This is a genomic window from Ensifer sp. ENS03, assembly GCF_014852035.1.
GTDB lineage: Bacteria > Pseudomonadota > Alphaproteobacteria > Rhizobiales > Rhizobiaceae > Ensifer > Ensifer adhaerens.
Map to the genome: position 1 here is coordinate 880,033 of NZ_JACVAV010000001.1, position 18,086 is coordinate 898,118.

Here is an 18,086-nt window from a genome sequence, read left to right on the forward strand (position 1 = left end):
TTGGGGATCGAGGGGAAGAGATTGAAGATCATTGACGTTCTGCGCCAGCGCATTCGGGCCGCCGCCAGATTTGCGAAACCCTCGCTCATTCCGGCGGCGATCGCGGGCCTCGTCGTGTTTACGGGCGGGCATGTCTATGAGCGGCAAAACCGTGAAAACTTCCAGAACGACCTCAGGATCGACGTCGAGAACGAACTGAACCTCATTGCCAACCGCCTGCAATCGGAGGTTAACACCAGCATTGCCGCGCTGAACGGTTTTGCCAACAGCATCGGCGTGCACCCGGCCATGACAACAGACGATTTCACCGTCATGGCGACGAAGCTCCTCCTGCAGAATCCGCAAATGGTGCGCGCCTCGGCAGCGCCCGGTGGCGTCGTGCGGATCGCCTTTCCGCGCGAGAGCCAGCAATGGTTCGTCGGCAGCGACTTCAACCGATTCGGCGCGACAAGACATGCCATCGAGCGCGCGTCCTCGACGGTTAGGCCGGTGATGATCGGCCCGATCCGGTTGCCAAGCGGTCGCAATGGTTTCGAGCTGTTCCTGCCAGTCTTTTCCAAGATCCAGGGACGCATGGAGCGTTGGGGCTACGTCGAGGCCATACTCGACGAGAAGGCGCTGTACCGCGCCGCGCGCCTGCTCGAGTCGGGCGGCGAGGCGCCGGAACTGGCGCGGGACCACCGCCATGTCGACGTTCACCTGGCGATCCGCGATATTTCCGAGCCGGACCGCATACAGGATGCGTTCTATGGCGACGACGCTCTTTTTCGCGCTGCGCCGGTCAACCGCCGGTTGGAGCTAGCAGGCGGCGTGTGGGAGCTGGCGGCCATGCCCGTCGGCGGATGGCAGCAGCTTCCCGAAAACAGCATCTTCATCCAATTGGCGATCGCCGTCGCCGTCACGGTGGTGGTTATCCCGATCCTCCTGGCTGGCGGCCTCGTCAACGAGCGACAGCGCAACATCGCCAAGCTGAAGGCGCGGGAAGGGGAGGTGATGACGCTGTCTCACCGCCTGAACCTCGCGCTCGACGCGTCGAAGATCGGCATCTGGGAAATCGACGTCGAGAGCCAGCAGCGTTCCTGGGACGACCGGATGTTCCACCTGCATGGACTGGAGGTGCATCTGGACGAGCCCACGTACGACGAGTGGCGCGCGACCGTGCATCCCGACGACATAGGTATTGCCGCTAATGCGCTGTTCCGTAGTCTCGATGACGGCCTCGAGTACCGATCGCAGTATCGTGTCATTCTGCACGACGGTACGGTGCGCCACATCCGCAATGTCGGATCCAGCCACCGCGGCGCCGATGGCCGCGCCAAGGTCACCGGTATCAGCTGGGATGTCAGCGACGATGTGCTGAAGAACGAGCGGCTGAGTGCGGCCAAGGCACAGGTCGACCAGCAGAACCTTGAGCTCGAGCAGGCGCTGAAGGGTCTCTACGAGCGTGAACAGGATCTAGAACTCCTGTCACGACGTCTCGACCTCGCTCTTGATTCCTATCGCTGCGGCATGTGGGAGGCCGATCTCGACAACAACGTCGCCTATTGGGACGAGCGCATGCATCAGCTCTACGGGCTGGTCTATACCGACGGCGCCACCAACGAGCAGACATGGCTTCAAGCGCTGCACCCCGATGACCGGCAGCCGGCGCTCAACGCGGTCAATCGCGCCATCGAAGCGGACGAAACCTATGTGCATCAGGTGCGGGTGATATTGTCGGCCGGAACGGTTCGCCACATCCGCTCGGTCGGCAAGCTGCACGTCGCCCCGGACGGTGCACGGAAATTCGTCGGCATGGCGCTCGATGTTACCGACGACGTGCTGATGACGGAACAGTTGCGCGCGGCCAAGGCCATGGCGGACGCAAAGAACGCCGAGCTGGAGCAGGCCCGGGTTCGCATCGAGCACAACGCACTGCATGACCCGCTGACAGGGCTCGGCAACCGCCGCATGCTCGACAAGGCGCTGGAGCGACTGACCCTGGACGCCGGCAGCGACCGTGAGGACATCGCCATCCTTCATATCGATCTCGACCGGTTCAAGCAGATCAACGACACCCTGGGTCACGCAGCCGGCGACGCCATGCTGATCCATGCCTCGGAGATCCTGCGGGCGAACACATCGTCGGGCGACATCATTGCCCGCATCGGTGGCGACGAGTTCGTTGTCGCCGTTACCGGTGAACAGGGCGAGGCGACGCTTGCTGCCCGTTGCGACCGGATCATTGCCGCGATGCGGCAGCCGGTCGACTACAACGGATTTCCCTGCCGCTTTGGTGTCAGCATCGGCGTGGCCGTCGGGCATGGCGCCGACATCGACGCGCGCAAGCTGCTCGTCAACGCCGATATCGCGCTCTATCGCGCCAAGGAGGCGGGCCGGAACCGCTACCAGTTCTTCACCGAGGTGCTGCAGGCGGAAGTGGTGACCGCCAAGCGCATTGCCGACGAGATTTTGGAAGGCATCGAGCGCGACGAATTCGAACCCTGGTATCAACCGCAGTTCGATGCGACGACGCTCGCGCTTTGCGGCGTCGAGGCACTGGTGCGCTGGAGGCATCCGCGCGAGGGCATATTGACGCCGGATCGTTTTCTCGGCATCGCCGACGAACTCAACGTGACGGCGATGCTCGACCGTCTCGTTCTGGAGAAATCTCTCACCGATCAGATGCGATGGGCAGCGGCCGGCATTCGGGTTCCCAAGATCTCGGTCAATGTTTCGGCCAAGCGGCTGCAGGACGACGACCTGCTGTCCTCGCTTGAAGGCTTGAGCATCACGCCCGGACAGATCTGTTTCGAACTGGTGGAGTCGATCTTCCTCGACGAAAGCGACGATATCGTCGCCGCCAACATCGAGGGCATCAAGAAGCTCGGGATCGATATCGAACTCGACGATTTCGGCACCGGCCATACCTCGATCGTCAGCCTTTTGAAGATCAAGCCGAAGCGGTTGAAGATCGACCGCCAGCTCGTCGTTCCGGTTTTGAGCGCCCGCAGGGAGCAGGCGTTGGTGCGCTCGATTATCGAGATTGCCCGCTCGCTCAATATCGAGACCGTGGCCGAGGGCGTGGAAACCATGGCGCATGCCGAAATGCTCGGCATTCTGGGCTGTGATGTGCTGCAGGGCTACGCATTTGCCCGGCCGTTGAGCGCGGAGAAGTTTCTCGCCTTTGCAACCGAACGCGGCTTGCGCCTGGCGTCGTGATGAAGGAGGTCGCGTCGGGTCGCAAAAGCCTTTCCCCATCTCCGGCTTTCCACTAAGAGAAGGCATCCGCGTACAAAACGTACGGCCGTTGCTTGCTTAGGGTCGGTTGCCTTCATGTCGCATAACACTTTCGGTCATCTCTTCCGCGTTACCACCTGGGGCGAAAGCCACGGGCCGGCGCTCGGCTGCGTCATCGACGGCTGCCCGCCCGGCATCCGTTTCACGCTCGCCGAACTCCAGGTATGGCTCGACAAGCGCAAACCCGGCCAGTCGCGCTTCGTGACACAGCGCCGCGAGGACGATCTGGTCAAGGTTCTCTCCGGCGTCATGTTCGACGAGGACGGCGAGACGATGATCTCGACCGGAACGCCGATCTCGATGCTGATCGAAAACACCGACCAGCGCTCGAAGGACTATTCCGAGATCGCCAAGCGCTATCGCCCGGGCCACGCCGATTACACCTACGATCTGAAATACGGCATCCGCGATTATCGCGGTGGCGGCCGTTCCTCGGCGCGCGAGACCGCGGCGCGCGTCGCTGCCGGTGGTGTCGCCCGCAAGGTCGTGCCGGGTCTCGTCGTGCGCGGCGCGCTCGTGCAGATCGGCAAACACAAGATCAACCGCGCCAACTGGGATTGGACCGAGGTCGACAACAACCCCTTCTTCGCACCGGATCCGGAGATCGTGCCGGTCTGGGAAGAATATCTCGATAGCATCCGCAAGTCCGGATCCTCGATCGGCGCCGTCGTCGAAGTGGTTGCCGAGGGCGTGCCCGCCGGCATCGGTGCGCCGATCTATGCCAAGCTTGACCAGGACATCGCCTCGAACCTGATGTCGATCAACGCCGTCAAGGGTGTCGAGATCGGCAACGGTTTCGGTGCGGCCGAAATCACCGGCGAGGAAAACGCCGACGAAATGCGCATCGGCGCTGACGGCAAGCCGGTCTTCCTGTCGAACCATGCTGGCGGTATTCTTGGTGGCATCGCCACCGGCGAGCCGGTGATCGCGCGTTTCGCCATCAAGCCGACCTCGTCGATCCTCACCGAGCGACGCTCGGTCGACAGCGACGGCAACGAGGTCGATGTGCGTACCAAGGGTCGCCACGATCCGTGCGTCGGCATCCGCGCCGTGCCGATCGGCGAGGCGATGCTTGCCTGCACGATCGCCGATCACTACCTGCGTGACCGCGGCCAGACCGGCCGCCTCAAGTAATTCGGCTTCAACCGGCCCAGACAATTCGGGAAGAACACCATGTCCTATGATCAGAAGCGTGTCGTCGATGCCATTCGCGCCTTTGAGGCCGGCGAAATCGTCGTCGTCACCGATGACGACGGCCGCGAGAACGAGGGCGACCTGATCGTCGCGGCGGTGCATTGCACGCCGGAAAAGATGGCCTTCATCGTGCGCCACACCTCGGGCATCGTCTGCACGCCGATGCCGCGCGAGGAGGCCAAGCGCCTGAACCTCAACGCCATGGTGGCGGAAAACGATTCCGCGCACACCACCGCCTTCACAGTCTCGGTCGACTTCAAGCACGGTACGACGACGGGCATTTCCGCCGACGACCGCACGCTGACGGTACGCAACCTCGCCAATCCCAATGTCGGGCCGACGGACTTCGTTCGCCCCGGCCACATTTTCCCGCTGGTCGCGCGCGAAGGCGGCGTTCTCATGCGCTCCGGCCATACGGAAGCTGCCGTCGACCTCTGCAGGCTCGCCAGCCTGCCGCCGATCGGCGTCATCTGCGAACTCGTCAATGACGACGGAACGGTCATGCGTGGGCCGCAGGTGGCGAGCTTCGCCGACACCCATGGCCTGAAGCAGGTTTCGGTCGCCGATCTCATCGCCTATCGCCAGCGCAAGGAAACGCTGATCGAGCATGGCGGCTCCTTCGATATCGAGACGCCCTATGGTGCGGCCAAGGGACATTCCTATTCTCTGCCCTGGGATCCGATGCAGCATCTCGCCGTCGTCTTTGGCGACATCCGTGACGGCGTCGATATCCCGGTTCGCCTGCATCTCGAAAATGTCGGCGCCGACGTCTTCGGCAGGGACTGCCAGATCGACCGCATCATGAAGCGCATTGCCGATGAGGGCAGGGGGGTCATCGTCTATCTGCGCGAAGGCTCGGTCGGCGTCGGCGTGTCGCAGACGGCGCGCAAGGGCAAGCACGAGCGCGAAGCGCACGACGAGGCGCAGGCGCGCGAAAACGAGTGGCTGGAAATCGGCCTCGGCGCGCAGATCCTGAAGGATCTCGGCATCAGCTCCATCAGGCTGCTCGCTTCGCGCGAACGCCACTATGTCGGCCTCGAAGGCTTCGGCATCAAGATCGTCGGGACTGACATCATCTAAAGACGCGTCGCTCTCGCATGCATCAGGCCCGGATCATCGATCCGGGCCTTGTCTTTTATGCTCGGCGGCAGCCAACAAAAAAGCCGCGCTCGAAGCGCGGCTTTTTGTTTGTCTTTGAATTTGTCGCCGTTCAGGGCAGCGCGTCGTAGCCTTCGCCGAAGCCCTTGAGGTCGACAGGGATGCCGATGCCTTCTTCGGGTGACTGGAAGACGATGAAGGTCGCCGTCGCACCGGAACGGAAGGTCTTCAAGAGTTCGTCCTCGAGCACCACTTCTGCGTAGCAGCCGTCGGAGAAGCAACGCACGAAATAGGCGCGGCCGATATCCTTGCCGTCGACGTTCAGGCCGAGGCCGTTCGGCAGAAGCACGCCGAGCGGAGCGAGTACGCGCAGGATCTTGGCCTTGCGATCCGCAGTCTTCAAAACGACCACCGACAGGCCAACTTCGGGCCGGTCTTCGGCGATGACGTTTTGCATCAGCGCGCACTGGTCAGCGGAGGCGCCCGGCGGCTGATCGCAGACGATCGACCATGCGCCATGGTTGGACTTGACCGTGCCGGGTGTTCCGGCGGGCTGCTGGGCCAGGCTTTGAGCCGGGAGAGCGAGAACGGCAAGGCCGAAGGCGGCGAAGGCCGACAGTCGGGAAAAGAGGGGCAGGCCCATGTAAACCTCAAAACGTCGAATCATCAGGGCTATTCTTGAAGCGCGCAGGAATAAATGAAAAGCCCTGCGGGGCACATTCCAGCGCCATATGGCGGAAATTGGGCGGGTTGGGCGCCCTATCCGGCGCGCCGCGTCAAAGCGCTGTGCAATCGGATCGCCAAGCGCGCAGAAGAGCCCCTATAGGTGGTTTCGCCACGGGTTTCGAGGGGTGCCTGTGTGAAAAGCTGCGTTTGTGCAAAAATGCCGCATGGGGTTGATTGGTCAGATGTTGCGGCATCGGACAAACTGTGGTTTGAAGCGCAGCAGTATCGCAGGGATTCTGCGTTCCGGTTTGATCCTGATCAAGCGCATTGGGGAGACACATTGTGAAAAACAAGGCTTATGCAGTTCTGGCAGCGCTTGCCTGTCTGCTTTTTGCTTCGAGCGCCTTTGCTGACAAGCCTGTCGAATGGCAGACGAATTTTCAGACGGCCGCTACGGGCATCATGGAAGAAATCACGTGGTTTGAACATTATACCCTGTGGTTCATCATTCCGATTACTCTCTTCGTTCTCCTCCTTTTGATCATCGTTGTGATCAAGTTCCGCGAAAGCGCGAACCCGGTTCCGTCCAAGACCAGCCACAACACCGCGATCGAAGTCGTCTGGACCGTCGGTCCGGTCGTCATCCTTCTCTTCCTCGCCATTCCGTCCTTCCAGCTCCTGACCGCGCAGCTGACGCCGCCGGCCAATCCGGACCTGACGCTCAAGGCGACCGGCAACCAGTGGTACTGGTCCTACGAGTATGAAGTCGGCGAAAGCCCGCTCACCTTCGACAGCATCATGATGAAGGAAGAAGATCGCGCGACGCTCGGCAAGGAAGACAAGAAAGAATATCCGCGCCTGCTCGCCGTCGACAACGAAGTCGTCGTGCCGGTCGGCAAGACGGTTCGTGTTCTCGTCACCGCTGCTGACGTCATCCACGCTTTTGCAGTGCCTGCCTTTGGCGTGAAGATCGACGCCGTTCCCGGTCGCCTGAACGAAACCTGGTTCAAGGCCGAGCGCGAAGGTCTCTACTACGGCCAGTGTTCCGAGCTCTGCGGTAAGGATCACGCTTACATGCCGATCGCCATCCGCGTGGTTTCGCAGGAAAAATACGACACCTGGCTCGCAGCCGCCGCAACGAATGTTGGCGATGCGAACAAGGCGCTCATGGCGTCCATCGACTCGGCCAAGACCGTCGACGTCGCCGCTAACGCCGCACAGTAATCGGAAGGGGAGCTCGACCCATGGCTGGAACAGCCGTTCATCACGACCAACGCCATGATCACTCCGATCATGGCCACGCAGACCATGCGCATAAGCCTTTGAGCTTCTTCCAGCGCTGGTTCCTGTCGACCAACCACAAGGACATCGGCACGCTCTACCTGATCTTCGCGATTTTCGCGGGCATCATCGGCGGCACGCTGTCCATCTTCATGCGCGCCGAGCTCCAGGAGCCGGGCATCCAGATCTTCCACGGCCTGGCGCAGATGGTTTACGGCTTCGAGGGCGATGCTGCCATCGACGGCGGCAAGCACATGTTCAACGTGTTCACGACCGCGCACGCGCTCATCATGATCTTCTTCATGGTCATGCCGGCGCTGATCGGTGGCTTCGCCAACTGGATGGTTCCGATCATGATCGGTGCGCCGGACATGGCGTTCCCGCGCATGAACAACATCTCCTTCTGGCTGATCATTCCGGCCTTCCTGCTCGTGCTGCTTTCGATGTTCGTCGAAGGCCCGGCCGGTGCCTACGGCGCAGGGGGAGGGTGGACGATCTATCCGCCATTCTCGACATCGGGCATGCCAGGACCGGCGATGGACTTCGTCATCCTCGGCCTGCACATTGCCGGCGCGTCCTCGATCCTCGGTGCGATCAACTTCATCACCACGATCCTGAACATGCGCGCTCCGGGCATGACGCTGCACAAGATGCCGCTCTTTGCCTGGTCGGTTCTGATCACCGCCTTCCTGCTTCTGCTCTCGCTGCCGGTTCTGGCAGGCGGCATCACCATGCTGCTCACCGACCGCAACTTCGGCACGGCCTTCTTCGCGCCTGAAGGCGGCGGCGACCCGATCCTGTTCCAGCACCTGTTCTGGTTCTTCGGTCACCCGGAAGTCTACATCCTGATCCTGCCGGGCTTCGGCATCGTCAGCCACATCGTTTCCACTTTCTCGCGCAAGCCGATCTTCGGCTACCTCGGCATGGCCTACGCCATGGTCGCGATCGGCGCCGTCGGCTTCATCGTGTGGGCACACCACATGTACACCGTCGGCATGTCGCTCGACACGCAGCGCTACTTCGTCTTCGCGACGATGGTCATCGCTGTTCCGACGGGCGTTAAGATCTTCTCGTGGATCGCGACGATGTGGGGTGGTTCGATCCGCTTCACGACCCCGATGGTCTGGGCGATCGGCTTCATCTTCCTGTTCACCGTCGGTGGCGTCACGGGCGTTCAGCTCGCCAACGCCGGCCTCGACCGCTCGCTGCACGACACCTACTACGTGGTTGCTCACTTCCACTACGTTCTGTCGCTCGGCGCTGTCTTCGCAATCTTTGCTGCCTGGTACTACTGGTTCCCGAAGATGACCGGCTACATGTACTCCGAGTTCGTCGGCAAGCTGCACTTCTGGGTCATGTTCATCGGCGTGAACCTGATCTTCTTCCCGCAGCACTTCCTCGGCCTCGCAGGCATGCCGCGCCGTTACATCGACTATCCGGATGCTTATGCCGGCTGGAACATGGTTTCGTCCTACGGCTCCTACATCGCAGCCGTCGGCGTCCTGATCTTCCTCTTCGGCGTCTTCGAAGCCTTCGCCAAGAAGCGCGTCGCTGGCGACAACCCGTGGGGCGAGGGCGCGAACACTCTGGAATGGCAGCTGTCTTCGCCGCCGCCGTTCCACCAGTGGGAACAGCTCCCGCGCATCAAGTGACGGGCAACGAACAGAAGCCGCCGGTTCCGGCGGCTTCACCCCGCCGGGCAACCGGCGACACACGGCCCTTGCGGCCGGGACTTTTGCAGGGACAGGACATGACGGTCATCGACAATCACGAAGCAGTCGGCATGGAAGGCGTACCGCGCCTGTCCGAAGCCTCTGCGCGCGATTACTTCGAGCTTTTGAAGCCGCGTGTCATGTCCCTGGTCGTCTTCACGGCATTCGCCGGGCTGGTGCTGGCACCAGGACACATCAATCCTTTCATCGGTTTCATCGCCATCCTCTGCATCGCTGTCGGCGCTGGCGCCTCGGGCGCGCTGAACATGTGGTATGACGCCGACATCGACGCGGTCATGACCCGTACCGCCAAGCGCCCGATCCCGGCAGGCAAGATCCTGCCGCAGGAAGCGCTGGCATTCGGCCTGACGCTGTCTGCTTTTTCCGTGATCATCCTCGGGCTCGCCGTCAATTGGCTCGCAGCCGGGTTGCTCGCCTTCACCATCTTCTTCTACGTGGTCATCTACACGATGTGGCTGAAGCGCTCGACGCCGCAGAACATCGTCATCGGCGGTGCTGCCGGCGCTTTCCCGCCGATGATCGGCTGGGCCTGCGTGACCGGCGCCGTATCGGTCGAAAGCATCGTGCTTTTCCTGATCACCTTCCTATGGACCCCGGCGCATTTCTGGGCGCTCGCCCTCTTCAAGATGGGCGACTACGGCGCTGTCGGCGTACCGATGATGCCAAATGTCTGCGGCCAGGCGACCACCAAGAAGCAGATCGTCATCTACGCCGTTCTGACCGCACTTATCGGCATCTGTCCCACCTTGCTCGGTTTTGCGAGCATTGGTTACGGCGCAGTCGCAGCGGCCCTCGGCCTTGGCTTCGTATGGTACTCGATCGGCGTGCTGCGCATGCCGGAATCAGATGAGCGCATGCTGCCGGCCAAGAAGCTCTTTGCCTTCTCGATCATGTATCTGTTCGTGATCTTCTCCGCCCTGATGGCGGATCACCTGATCGTCAATATCTGGCTGAATGCCGGGAGTATTGCCTGATGGAAACCGTCAAGCTCACTGATGCCCAGAAGAAATCGCGCCGCGGCCGCAACATCGCGCTCGGCTTCGTGCTTTTCGGCCTCGTCGTCCTCTTCTACATCGTCACGCTGATCAAGTTCGGCAACGGCATGGTCAACTGAGGCGAAATGGCATGACGAAATCACCGCAGACCACAAGCTCGCAGCGCTCCAACCGCGTCGTCGTCGGCACTTGCCTCGCCTTCGTTGGCGGCATGGTGGGCATGGCCTATGCGGCTGTACCGCTTTACGACATGTTCTGCCGCGTCACCGGCTATAACGGCACGACGCAGCGCGTCGAGCAGGCGTCCGACGTCATCCTCGACGAGAAGGTCAAGGTCACCTTTGACGCGAACACTTCCGGGGGCCTGCCCTGGGAGTTCAAGCCGGTCCAGCGCGACATCGACATCCGCATCGGTGAAACGGTGCAGGTGATGTACAAGGCAAAGAACCTGTCGTCGAAGCCGACGACGGGCCAGGCGACCTTCAACGTCACGCCGATGCAGGCGGGCGCCTATTTCAACAAGGTCCAGTGCTTCTGCTTCACCGAGACGACCCTGCAGCCGGGAGAGGAGATGGAGATGCCGGTGGTATTCTTCGTCGATCCGGACATGGTCAAGGCGGTGGAGACCAAGGACATCAAGACGCTGACCCTTTCCTATACCTTCTATCCGCGCGAACCGTCGAAACCGGTCGCGCAGGTGAAGACGGAACAGAACAAACTTTGACTGGAGGTCCTTTTCGGCTATGCCGGAAGGGCGACAAGAGAGAGACATATCGGGGATTACTGACATGGCCGGTGCGCATCAGAAGAATCACGACTACCACATCATCGACCCGAGCCCCTGGCCGCTGCTTGCTTCCATCGGCGCCTTTGTCATGGCGTTCGGCGGCATCTGCTACATGCGTTACCTGTCGGGTAGCTCGCTGAAGATCTTCGGCCTCGAGCTTGCCAACGTCTGGATCCTGCTCGCAGGCCTCATCATCGTGCTCTACACCATGTACGGCTGGTGGTCGGACACGGTGAAGGAAGCGCACGAGGGCCACCACACCCGCGTCGTTTCGCTGCATCTGCGCTACGGCATGCTCATGTTCATCGCTTCTGAAGTGATGTTCTTCGCGGCCTGGTTCTGGGCCTTCTTCGATGCGAGCCTGTTCCCGGGCGAAGCCATCCAGGCAACCCGCGCTACCTTCACCGGTGGCGTCTGGCCGCCGAAGGGCATCGAAGTGCTCGATCCGTGGCACCTGCCGCTCTACAACACCGTCATCCTGCTTTTGTCGGGCACGACGGTGACTTGGGCGCATCACGCGCTGCTGCACAATGACCGCAAGGGCCTGATCAACGGCCTGACGCTGACGGTCGTGCTCGGCGTGCTATTCTCCTTCGTCCAGGCGTACGAATACGCCCACGCTCCCTTCGCCTTCAAGGACTCGATCTACGGCGCGACCTTCTTCATGGCGACCGGTTTCCACGGCTTCCACGTTCTGGTCGGCACGATCTTCCTGCTCGTTTGCCTGTTCCGTGCACTGCGTGGTGACTTCACACCGAAGCAGCACTTCGGCTTCGAAGCGGCCGCCTGGTACTGGCACTTCGTTGACGTCGTCTGGCTGTTCCTGTTCTTCTCCATCTACATCTGGGGAAGCTGGGGCGCGCCGATCGCGCACGGCTGATAGCGCGAGCATCTAAGTCAAGGAACAAGGCGGTTGCAGTCATGCAGCCGCCTTGTTCTTTTGGTGGTGTGCCGCCGATCGGCTTGATGGGAGACGGAAATGAGGTTGGCCTTGGTGGCTGCGACGCTAGTGGTATCCGGCGGTTTTCCCGCTGCGGCGGCCGATAGCGCGGACAGGGTTGTCGTGCACAAGGAGCGGCGGCTGTTGCAGCTCTTCCAAGGTGACCAGGTGATCCGTGAATACACGGTTGCCCTCGGCGGCAACCCCATCGGTCACAAGCGTCAGGAGGGAGACCAGAGGACGCCGGAAGGGCTCTATTCTCTCGACTGGCGCAATCCCGGCAGCGGTTACTACAAGTCCATCCACGTCTCTTATCCGGCGCCGGCCGATGTCTCTGCCGCTGCCGCGAACGGTGTCGATCCGGGCGGCATGATCATGATCCATGGCCAGCCCAATTATTTCGGCTGGCTGGCCTTTTTGACGCAGCGCTTCGATTGGACGAATGGCTGCATTGCCGTTACCAATGCCGAAATGGAAGAAATCTGGGCCATGGTTCCCAACAACACGCCAATCGAGATCAAGCCGTGAGTGAAGACAAGGCACATTTCCCGCCGGTTGACCCGGTGATGACCGGGATCAAGGGGCTTTGCCCGCGCTGCGGCCAGGGCAAGCTTTTCGACGGGTTTCTGAAGGTCAAGCCCGCCTGCGCAAGCTGTGATCTCGACTACAAGTTCGCCGATGCCGGCGACGGTCCGGTGGTCTTCGTGATCCTGATCGTCGGCTTCATTGTCGTCGGCGCGGCGCTCTGGGCGGAGGTCAACTTCAACCCGCCGCTCTGGCTGCATTTCATCTTGTGGATCCCGCTTGCGGTGATCTTCAGCCTCGGCCTGACGCGGATGCTGAAGGGTATCCTGATCAACCTGCAATACCGCAACAATGCGCGTCCCGGCGAGATCGACCGTGGCTGAGATCGCGACCAGCAAAAAGCGTGGCCTGATCGGCCGCATCGGCACGTTGCTGCTGCTCGTCGCGACATTTGCCATTCTTGTCTCTCTCGGTACCTGGCAGATGCAGCGGCTACACTGGAAGGAAAGCTTGCTTTCGGCCATGGCCGAGCGCAGGTCTGCGCCGCCGGCGACGCTTGCCGAGATCGAGAAGATCCTCGCTGACGGTGGCGACATCGACTACCGCACGGTTTCGGTGACCGGTGGGTTCGACCACACCAAGGAGCGGCATTTCTTCGCGACGTTCAATGGCCGCACCGGCTATTACGTCTTCACGCCGCTACGGCTGGACGACGACCGTTTTCTCTTCGTCAATCGCGGTTTCGTGCCTTTCGAGCAGAAGGATGCATCGACCCGGCTTGCCGGCGAGCTTCCCGCCTTCGTCGGCGTTCATGGTCTTGCAAGGCCGAAGCTTGACGGAAAGCCGTCGTCGCTCGTTCCCGACAACGACCTCGCCAAGAACATCTTCTACTGGAAGGATCTCGATACGATGGCGTCTTCCGTCGGCCTTCCCGCCGACAAGGTCGTGCCGCTGTTCGTCGATGCCGATGCGACGCCCAATCCGGGCGGTCTGCCGATTGGCGGTGTCACCCAGTTCGACCTGCCCAACAACCACCTGCAATATGCGCTGACCTGGTATGGGCTGGCAGCGGCTCTGGTGTTGGTCAGCGGCATCTATGCAATGCGCCGCGGGCGATAGTCTCGCGTTTGCCGTCATGCTAACCGTGTGGGACGAACGGCGGTGGGAGCAATTATGACGATCATTGCAAACACATTGATTGCTTTGACCGGCTTGCTGCATATCGGTTTTCTGGTGCTTGAAATTGTCCTGTGGACCGGGCCGAAGGGAAGGGCCGTGTTCCGCATGACGGCCGAGCAGGCCGAGACAACACGGGTGCTCGCGGCCAACCAGGGGCTCTACAACGGCTTTCTTGCCGCCGGTCTGATCTGGTCGTTGATCCAGGCGGAAGCCGCCTTTGCCTTTCAGCTGAAGGTGTTCTTCCTTGTGTGCGTGGTCGTTGCCGCTATATATGGCGCGTGGTCGGTCAAGCCGCGCATCCTCCTCATCCAGGGCGGCCCGGCGATCGCAGCGCTCGTTTTCCTACTAATGGCATCCTGATCCATGGCATCATCAGCGGCAGAAAAATCCCCGATCACCATCCGCCTTTGCGGCCCGCGCGGCTTTTGCGCCGGCGTCGACCGCGCGATCCAGATCGTCGTCCTGGCGCTGAAGGAATTCGGCGCACCGGTCTATGTCCGCCATGAGATCGTCCACAATCGCTACGTCGTCGAAGGCCTCGAAGCCAAGGGCGCAATCTTCGTTGAAGAGCTCGACGAGATCCCGCCGGAGCACCGCAAGCAACCGGTCGTCTTTTCGGCGCACGGCGTGCCGAAATCGGTGCCCGCCGACGCGGATGCCCGCAACCTTTTCTATCTCGACGCCACCTGTCCGCTGGTCTCCAAAGTCCACAAGCAGGCGATGCGCCACAACCGCCTCGGCCGCCATGTGGTCCTGATCGGCCATGCCGGCCATCCGGAAGTGATCGGCACTATGGGCCAATTGCCTGAAGGCACGGTATCGCTGGTCGAGACCGTCGAGGACGCCGACGTCTATCAGCCGCCGGACCCGGACAATCTTGGTTTCGTCACCCAGACGACACTGTCGGTCGACGACACCGCCGGCGTCATCAAGCGGCTGCACGAGCGCTTCCCGAACCTGACGGCGCCCGCCGCCGATTCGATTTGCTACGCCACCACCAATCGCCAGGAGGCGGTGAAGCAGGCAGCACCCGGTTGCGACCTGTTCCTGGTCGTCGGCGCGCCCAACTCGTCCAATTCCAAGCGGCTTGTCGAGGTGGCCCTTCGGGCCGGTGCGAAAAAATCCGTGCTGGTCCAGCGGGCGTCGGAAATCGACTGGGACGAAATCGGCGATATCTCTACGGTCGGCCTGTCGGCCGGCGCGTCTGCGCCGGAAGTAATCGTCAACGAGATCATCGAGGCGTTTCGCGAACGCTACGACGCTTCGGTGGAGCTTGCCGATACGGTCGAGGAGAACGAGAACTTCCTCGTCAACCGCGAGATCCGCCACGTGCCGCTGACGGCTGCCGACATGGCCTTCGTCAACGGCGAATAAGCCGCATTCCCTGCCCGCATTTTCTTGAGAGTGGACACCCTTGGCCGTTTACACCGATATTACGGAAGACGATCTCGCCCGTTTTCTCACCGCTTACGACGTCGGCCAGCTGACCTCCTACAAGGGGATCGCCGAGGGTGTCGAGAACTCCAATTTCCTGCTGCACACGACCAAAGGCTCCTACATCCTCACGCTCTACGAAAAGCGCGTGAATGCCGGCGACCTGCCGTTCTTCCTGGGCCTCATGCATCATCTGGCCGAGCGTGGGTTGTCCTGCCCGCTGCCATTGCCGCGCGCCGACGGCGAGTTGCTCGGTGAGCTCTCCGGCCGCCCTGCCGCCGTCATCTCCTTCCTCGAGGGCATGTGGCTGAGAAAGCCTGAAGCCAAGCACTGCCACGAAGTGGGCAAGGCGCTGGCGGCCATGCACGTCGCCGGCGAAGGCTTTGCGCTGAAGCGCACCAATGCGCTCTCCGTCGGCGGCTGGCGGCCGCTCTGGGTCAATTCCGAAGTGCGCGCCGATGAGGTTCAGGCAGGTCTCAAGGACGAGATATCGGCGGAGCTCGAACATCTGGAGCGCCATTGGCCGAAATCGCTGCCGGAAGGCGTCATCCACGCCGATCTCTTTCCGGACAACGTCTTCTTCCTCGGCGACCAGCTCTCCGGGCTGATCGACTTCTACTTCGCCTGCAACGACTATCTCGCCTATGACGTCGCCGTCTGCCTCAATTCCTGGTGCTTCGAGAAGAACGGCTCCTACAACATCACCAAGGGCATGGCGATGCTTTCGGGCTACGAGAGCGTGCGCAAGCTGACGCCCGCCGAGGTCGACGCCCTGCCGCTGCTTTGCCGCGGCTCGGCGCTGCGCTTCTTCCTGACGCGCCTCTACGACTGGCTGATGACGCCCGCGGGCGCGTTGGTGGTCAAGAAAGATCCGCTCGAATATCTGACGAAGATCCGGTTCCACCGGGCGATTACGTCCAGCGCCGAATATGGCCTGCGCCGGGACGGGGGTCAGGCATGAAACATGTCGATATCTTCACCGACGGTGCCTGCTCGGGCAATCCGGGGCCGGGCGGCTGGGGCGCTGTGCTGCGCTATGGCGAGGTGGAAAAGGAGCTGTCCGGCGGCGAGGCCGAGACCACCAACAACCGCATGGAGCTGCTGGCGGCAATCTCGGCGCTCGACGCCCTGAAGAGCGCCTGCGAGGTCGATCTCTACACCGACAGCAAATATGTGATGGACGGCATCTCCAAGTGGATCCACGGCTGGAAGAAGAACGGCTGGAAGACTGCGGACAAGAAGCCGGTGAAAAACGGCGAGCTCTGGCAGCGGCTCGACGAAGCCAATCGCCGCCACAAGGTGACATGGCACTGGGTCAAGGGCCATGCCGGTCATCCGGAAAACGAACGCGCCGACGAGCTCGCCCGCAAGGGCATGGAACCCTATAAGAAGGGGCGCCGTTCGGACTCACTTCTCGTGAAATGAAAAAAACGGGCCGTAGAGGCCCGTTTTTCATTTGCACTCGCTTCTGCGCTCAGAGCTGCTCGAGCATGGCGGCGGCGCCCGAAACGGTCGCCTGGCCAGGGCTTTCTTCGAGATTGAGCGACTTCACCACGCCGTCCTCGACGAGCATCGAATAGCGCTTGGAGCGCACACCGAGCGTGCCGGCCGACAGGTCGATGTCCATACCGAGCGCCTTGGTGAAGGCGGCGTTCCAGTCCGAGAGGAAGTGAATCTTGCCCATGCCGCCCGACGTGGTCGCCCAGGCACCCATCACATGCAGGTCGTTGACCGAGACCACGGCGATGTCGTCGACACCGCGGGCAAGGATCGCGTCGCGGTTTTCGAGATAGCCGGGCAGGTGGTTGAGCGAGCAGGTGGGCGTGAACGCGCCGGGAACGGCAAAGAGCACGACGCGCTTGCCGGCAAAGAGCTGATCGGTGGTGACCTCGACGGGACCGTCGGCGGTCTTTTCCTTGAAGGTTGCGGCTGGCAGCTTGTCTCCGACGGCAATGGTCACGGCGCTCTCCTTGCGTTGCTTGCGTCTCGCTTCTCCGCACTCGTCGGAGAACTCGGCGGACTATAGATGCGCCCTAATCAAAGGCAAGGGTCGTCTCCATGCTGCGGCCCTGGGCGCGCACAGTCAAAACGATCGGCTTGCCTTTGAGTTCCCTGTCCTTGCCCGTGAGCCTCACCGGAACGGCTGCGTTTAACGCCCTGTCGCCTGCAGGCAGGATCTCAGGCTTGCCGAACGAAATGCCTGAAGGTCCGGCGAGAAAGAGTTCCGGATCCTTGTCGTCGGCGGGCAGGCGAACCGACAGATGCATCAGCGCCTTGTCGGCATCGTAGCGGCTCGCCGTCACCGAGAAATCAGCCGACGGCGCCTCCGGCAACGCGGCAACGGCATCGTCGATCCGCGCGCCGTCGAGCGGATTGTCGAAGCCGCCTTGCTTGATGGCGAGCGTTAGCTCGCCCTGAATGGGGATGCAGATGTCCTCGCAGATGCCGAGGAACACGGAGGCGCGAATGGTAACGTCGCCGCTGCCGTGGACGCGCTTCAAGGTCAGCGGAAAGGCGACCGGCCTGTCATAGCCGATGTAGCGCACGACGCCGTCGTCGAACGTCTTGGGCACCGGGAAGCCGATCTTTTCCAGCTCCACGTCGCCTGCCGGGTCGAGCGTCACCTGCGGGGGAATGCCGCTTGCACCCGGCTCGCGCCAATAGGTCTTCCAGCCAGGGTTGAGCTTGACCTCCAGCGTCGCCGGGATCGTGCCATCCTCTTTGGGCTGGGCGGCGACCAGACGGATCATGCCGCCGGGGGAGGTGACCCACTCGCTGGTGGCCGCGTTGGCGCCGAAGGGGAGAAAAAAACAGCCGGCAAGGCTTGCCGCGCCGATGAACTGGGCCATTTTCTGGTGGGTGAAGCACTGGATCATACGGCAAGCAATATCGCTTTTGCCAAAACCGCTCCAGACGCTGCGACGGACGCAACGATCATAATTGCTTGATCGGACACGGCGAAGTGAACGCCGTGC

General features: G+C 61.8%; 19 protein-coding genes. 16 read left to right on the plus strand and 3 right to left on the minus strand.

The genetic code is table 11. The features are described 5' to 3' along the window. Positions 1-21: 21 nt before the first annotated feature. From IB263_RS04255 to ribB, 3 genes are all read left to right on the plus strand, one after another. Entirely contained in the window at positions 22-3,201 is a 3,180-nt protein-coding gene (locus tag IB263_RS04255) for an EAL domain-containing protein (protein ID WP_192339102.1), read from the plus strand. 114 nt (positions 3,202-3,315) lie between these two features. After that, positions 3,316-4,413, plus strand: coding sequence for a chorismate synthase (gene aroC, locus IB263_RS04260; protein ID WP_034801213.1), 1,098 nt, complete (start codon positions 3,316-3,318; stop codon positions 4,411-4,413). Positions 4,414-4,452: 39 nt separating this feature from the next. Further along, positions 4,453-5,553 carry a 3,4-dihydroxy-2-butanone-4-phosphate synthase gene (gene ribB / locus IB263_RS04265; RefSeq protein WP_060516306.1) on the plus strand — a complete coding sequence of 367 codons (1,101 nt, stop codon included), beginning with the start codon at positions 4,453-4,455 and terminating at the stop codon, positions 5,551-5,553. A gap of 130 nt (positions 5,554-5,683) precedes the next feature. On the opposite strand, the gene IB263_RS04270 is transcribed toward ribB, so the two are convergent. After that, the gene (locus tag IB263_RS04270) at positions 5,684-6,214 is read right to left on the minus strand and encodes an invasion associated locus B family protein (RefSeq protein ID WP_034801218.1); all 531 of its coding nucleotides are present in this window, start codon (positions 6,212-6,214) and stop codon (positions 5,684-5,686) included. Positions 6,215-6,579: 365 nt separating this feature from the next. Here IB263_RS04270 and coxB point away from each other — a divergent pair, with 365 nt between their 5' ends. The 13 genes from coxB to rnhA all read left to right on the plus strand — a co-directional run bounded on the left by coxB (position 6,580) and on the right by rnhA (position 16,536). Continuing rightward, positions 6,580-7,461, plus strand: coding sequence for a cytochrome c oxidase subunit II (gene coxB, locus IB263_RS04275; protein ID WP_192437695.1), 882 nt, complete (start codon positions 6,580-6,582; stop codon positions 7,459-7,461). Between the two features lie 20 nt (positions 7,462-7,481). Continuing rightward, positions 7,482-9,170 (plus strand): cytochrome c oxidase subunit I, encoded by a 1,689-nt coding sequence (gene ctaD / locus IB263_RS04280; protein WP_034801224.1) that lies wholly within the window; start codon positions 7,482-7,484, stop codon positions 9,168-9,170. Positions 9,171-9,268: 98 nt separating this feature from the next. Continuing rightward, positions 9,269-10,225, plus strand: coding sequence for a heme o synthase (locus IB263_RS04285; protein WP_034801469.1), 957 nt, complete (start codon positions 9,269-9,271; stop codon positions 10,223-10,225). Further along, on the plus strand, positions 10,225-10,365 hold the full coding sequence (locus IB263_RS04290) for a hypothetical protein (RefSeq protein WP_043619862.1): 141 nt from the start codon (positions 10,225-10,227) through the stop codon (positions 10,363-10,365). Before IB263_RS04285 ends, IB263_RS04290 begins: the two co-directional genes overlap by 1 nt. 11 nt (positions 10,366-10,376) lie before the next feature. Continuing rightward, positions 10,377-10,970 carry a cytochrome c oxidase assembly protein gene (locus IB263_RS04295; RefSeq protein ID WP_034801235.1) on the plus strand — a complete coding sequence of 198 codons (594 nt, stop codon included), beginning with the start codon at positions 10,377-10,379 and terminating at the stop codon, positions 10,968-10,970. 64 nt (positions 10,971-11,034) lie between these two features. Next, positions 11,035-11,913 (plus strand): cytochrome c oxidase subunit 3, encoded by an 879-nt coding sequence (locus IB263_RS04300; protein WP_034801236.1) that lies wholly within the window; start codon positions 11,035-11,037, stop codon positions 11,911-11,913. A gap of 99 nt (positions 11,914-12,012) precedes the next feature. Further along, entirely contained in the window at positions 12,013-12,501 is a 489-nt protein-coding gene (locus tag IB263_RS04305) for a murein L,D-transpeptidase family protein (protein WP_060603869.1), read from the plus strand. Further along, positions 12,498-12,881 carry a DUF983 domain-containing protein gene (locus IB263_RS04310; RefSeq protein ID WP_034801241.1) on the plus strand — a complete coding sequence of 128 codons (384 nt, stop codon included), beginning with the start codon at positions 12,498-12,500 and terminating at the stop codon, positions 12,879-12,881. Before IB263_RS04305 ends, IB263_RS04310 begins: the two co-directional genes overlap by 4 nt. Beyond that, entirely contained in the window at positions 12,850-13,617 is a 768-nt protein-coding gene (locus IB263_RS04315; protein ID WP_034801243.1) for an SURF1 family protein, read from the plus strand. Before IB263_RS04310 ends, IB263_RS04315 begins: the two co-directional genes overlap by 32 nt. A 54-nt stretch (positions 13,618-13,671) precedes the next feature. After that, positions 13,672-14,037 carry a DUF1304 domain-containing protein gene (locus tag IB263_RS04320; RefSeq protein ID WP_192437697.1) on the plus strand — a complete coding sequence of 122 codons (366 nt, stop codon included), beginning with the start codon at positions 13,672-13,674 and terminating at the stop codon, positions 14,035-14,037. 3 nt (positions 14,038-14,040) lie between these two features. Continuing rightward, positions 14,041-15,051 carry a 4-hydroxy-3-methylbut-2-enyl diphosphate reductase gene (gene ispH / locus IB263_RS04325; RefSeq protein ID WP_034801247.1) on the plus strand — a complete coding sequence of 337 codons (1,011 nt, stop codon included), beginning with the start codon at positions 14,041-14,043 and terminating at the stop codon, positions 15,049-15,051. Between the two features lie 40 nt (positions 15,052-15,091). Then, positions 15,092-16,072, plus strand: a complete 981-nt coding sequence (locus tag IB263_RS04330; RefSeq protein WP_060516301.1) for a homoserine kinase — start codon at positions 15,092-15,094, stop codon at positions 16,070-16,072. Then, positions 16,069-16,536, plus strand: a complete 468-nt coding sequence (rnhA, locus tag IB263_RS04335) for a ribonuclease HI (protein ID WP_034801253.1) — start codon at positions 16,069-16,071, stop codon at positions 16,534-16,536. Before IB263_RS04330 ends, rnhA begins: the two co-directional genes overlap by 4 nt. A 49-nt stretch (positions 16,537-16,585) precedes the next feature. Here the strand turns inward: rnhA and IB263_RS04340 are convergent, their stop codons facing one another. Continuing rightward, complete coding sequence (locus IB263_RS04340; RefSeq protein WP_034801256.1) at positions 16,586-17,071, minus strand: peroxiredoxin; 486 nt, start codon at positions 17,069-17,071, stop codon at positions 16,586-16,588. A 73-nt stretch (positions 17,072-17,144) separates the two neighbouring features. Further along, entirely contained in the window at positions 17,145-17,987 is an 843-nt protein-coding gene (locus IB263_RS04345) for a protein-disulfide reductase DsbD domain-containing protein (protein ID WP_034801258.1), read from the minus strand. Positions 17,988-18,086 lie beyond the last annotated feature (99 nt).